The 3179-nt window shown below is 59.7% G+C and carries 3 protein-coding genes; all 3 read right to left on the minus strand.

The window, feature by feature from the left end; all coding sequences use genetic code 11:
* Window positions 1-449: 449 nt before the first annotated feature.
* The 3 genes from NYR54_RS18990 to NYR54_RS19000 all read right to left on the minus strand — a co-directional run bounded on the left by NYR54_RS18990 (window position 450) and on the right by NYR54_RS19000 (window position 2983).
* Window positions 450-968: a PIN domain-containing protein gene (locus tag NYR54_RS18990; RefSeq protein ID WP_261517266.1), complete on the minus strand. Its 519-nt coding sequence runs from the start codon at window positions 966-968 to the stop codon at window positions 450-452.
* Window positions 969-1610: 642 nt separating this feature from the next.
* Window positions 1611-2474 carry a thermonuclease family protein gene (locus NYR54_RS18995; protein WP_261517267.1) on the minus strand — a complete coding sequence of 288 codons (864 nt, stop codon included), beginning with the start codon at window positions 2472-2474 and terminating at the stop codon, window positions 1611-1613.
* Between the two features lie 188 nt (window positions 2475-2662).
* Window positions 2663-2983 carry a hypothetical protein gene (locus NYR54_RS19000; RefSeq protein WP_261517268.1) on the minus strand — a complete coding sequence of 107 codons (321 nt, stop codon included), beginning with the start codon at window positions 2981-2983 and terminating at the stop codon, window positions 2663-2665.
* Window positions 2984-3179 lie beyond the last annotated feature (196 nt).

The raw sequence follows: 3179 nt of genomic DNA on the forward strand, positions 1-3179 counted from the left end.
CTACGCGGCTCTGGAAACTGAAGCCATGGCCGCGTAACTAAACCAAATCAGCCTCCGGCAAACCCGGCGCGGTTCACACCCATTAACGACATGAAGGAACCAGGGTAGTCTAATGAGTTTACTTGCGGTCAACGCATTGCCGACATTCGGCACACAACGTCTAAGAGGGAAAAGGTTTCGCCGCTATACTCGCACGAACTTGAATCCTTGGAAGTTCCGGAAGCAGTCATGCTCCAGAGGATTCGCGTCAAGCGCCGTCATGCTCCATATGGCGGACTTTGCCGTGAGCCCCCACGAAGATGGTTAAGATCATTCGCGGAGCGCTCGACACAGACCGGGGGATTTCAGATTGAATGGGATTCCTCGAGCATGCCATCGTTCCGCAAGGAGCCTAGGCGGCCAGGCCAAGCAAACATCGCGGGTGATCCTCCAGTCAGAACTCTTGGGCCTCAGGCAGTGAATGACGCCGACCGCTGCGCTGACTTCCGTTTGAAAAACTCGACGACCCATGTGCGACTTGCGGGATCAAAGACGCCTGGCAGGGGGAAGTACCTGTGAATCCGGACGAAGTCCTTGATGTTCAGCGTTGCGATCGGCGCCTCGACGACGATCGCGGTGGCGGCAATCGCGAGGTCTTGACCAAGATGAGGTTTCTTTGCCATCGGGTTCGTCATCCAAAGGTCGTGCAGCGCAGGCACCATCGTCATCTTCGCGAACTGGCGGGCTATCTCGGCGTCCATTCCCAGGACCGGCATGTCTGACGCAAGCAGGGATTCCAGCCACTCGGCGAGCTGTCTTTGTCTGAGCGGATTACGGCCCGCGAGGTTCTGGATACCTCTTTCAATTTCTATCACTGCACTGAAGGGGATGCTGACTGCTGACGTAGTGCTTAATATCCAGGCGATGACGTTTGGGTTCGGCCTCTTGTGCGCGAGCGAGCTTAAGACGTTCGTGTCGAGGACGAACATTTCGGGTTCTGGACTCATCGGTGTGGGCTCGTCCGTAGGTTCCGTGCTATAGCCCTAGGGAACCTATGACAAAAGCCTCCGGAATTTAGTTAACGAATCCTTGGTGCGTCATCTCGCAGGGCCGTGGAATGAGTGAGAAGCAAGGTAATCAGCGCCGGGAGTCGAAGCATCCTCGAGTCTGGGATGTCCTTGATGCTGAGAACCGTTTCCGCGAACTTCTTGCTGCGGCTGCGACGTCGGGGCCGCAGCAAATCATGGACGGACATCGGCGCTTCGCGTTGACCCTGGTGCGCGCCAAGGATTCTCCGCAAGGCAAGAGGCTCCTGTCCGAGGGCGGGCCTCTCGAGGGAGACGAATTCCCAGGCTGAAGATCGGGATTCTACCCCGCACCCACCATTCCATTGTCCAAAGGACTTGGGAGATTGACGGCTCGACGTCCTCAGGGGCGCCGAAAGTGCCGCTCTAGGGTCGTCAGGTTGACGTAGCTGTAGTGAGTGGTGGCGTCGGCTTGTTGCAGCCTTGTGGGTGATGCTGCATCCTCGCCCGCTCCTTATCACGAAGTAAATGCAAGTCAGGATGGGGGTCAGGCACAGCGATGGAATGACCCGCCGAAACTACAGAAGCCGCGAACGGACGCCTTGATCATCGGCGCGCCGGCCGCCAACCGGCCGCCCGGGCCTCGCTTTCCGAGCAGAACCACCTCTCTCCCTTGCTCGCCGATATCTTGGTCCGATTGTAATGCTGCTGCCCGGGCATGTGGTAGATGCGCTCGCCCTTGGAGTTGATGTTGCCTTTGATCCGGCACGGCCCGGACTGCTGCGAGGCGTTCGAATTCACGAGTGGAATGAGTTGCGCTGGCGTCTCCTTCTTCTTCTTAGAGCCGCCAGCGGCCCTCCATTCCCAGGGCGGTTGAAACGTTCCCGCCCAAATGCCGCGACGTTCTGCTTGGGCGGCCCGTTGTTGCTCCTCATATGCCCCGTGGCTGTATCTTGGCCAGTCGAGCGCCCATCCGCTACGAACGAGCAGCTCCTGGACGCTGGAGCCGTCGGCACGGTAGCAGTTTCCTGCGAAGCGGCCATAGCGGTCGCGCTCGACGAATTCGCATCGTGTCGGAGACGACGCCCTGAGGAACTCGTCCAAGGCAGCCGCGGACTTGGCTCCGCATCGGTAAGGCTTTCCAGAGGCATCGCTGCATGTCTGCGATGACTCCGGAGCATCGATTCCCTTGAAGCGGATGCGTTCACCGTGGATCTCGATCGTATCCCCGTCGATCACTGAGGCACGGCCCGTGATGGTCCTGCCCGTCGCGGCAGCGCTGACTAAAGGAAGCCTAGGGTCTGCAACTTTCCAAGAGAACTTGTCCGTTCCCAAGTACGAGCCGAGAGCCCCCGCGGCCACAAGCACGAGCGCGAAGAAGCCTATCGGCAGGAGCGAACGAATGGACCCCGATGCTCCTGTCGCCGCTCGGCATTTCCTTTGCCGCCGTAGTTGAATGACGTCGCCCATTGCAGCCCCGATCCTCTATGCATTTTGATCGAAGTCGCCCCGTTTGGCTATCGCTGCCTAAACGGAGAATTTCGGTTGGAATGAGGATTCCAGAAGGCAGAACAGGATGCCTGCCGCTATCTGTAGCTCTGCAGCGGCAGGCATCGATTATGTCTTTGGGCACTAAGGCACGACAGGACTAACAACAGCTACGGGAACGTGGCTATCGTCGACTCGACGGCAAGCCAGACGGGGGCATCCTCAAGAGACCACTCGATGCTTTCCTGGTCGCCTCCGGAAGCCTGGATCTCAAGCCCGGAACCCGGAAAAGGCTCGCGCGCCGTAAGAACGACCTCTTCGGGATAGACATCGACGCTGATCGGATCGCGCCGCACGCGGTCCAGGGTGGCCGAGGCGATCGCAGATCCGCCGCGGACCGCTTCGACGGCGATGCTGTACGCCGTTCCGGTCGGGGCAGAGGGCGTTCCGAAGACGGAGCCGTCATCCGGGTCGACCATCAGCCCGGGCATCGACGCTCCGCTGGCCGCGCGGTACGTTACGCCGTCGAGGGCGACGGCGGAGGCCAGCTCGAGGTCAACGGGCTAGCCCGTGGTCAGGCCGAAGGGCGAGGGCACGTCGAAGGCGATGGCTGTCAATAACCACAGAATCGGGACCCTGTTTTTTCTTCCAAAAGGGACCCCCTCAATGTGATAGAGGCACGGCAGT

The organism is Chelativorans petroleitrophicus, from assembly GCF_025398195.1.
Taxonomy (GTDB): domain Bacteria; phylum Pseudomonadota; class Alphaproteobacteria; order Rhizobiales; family Rhizobiaceae; genus Chelativorans; species Chelativorans petroleitrophicus.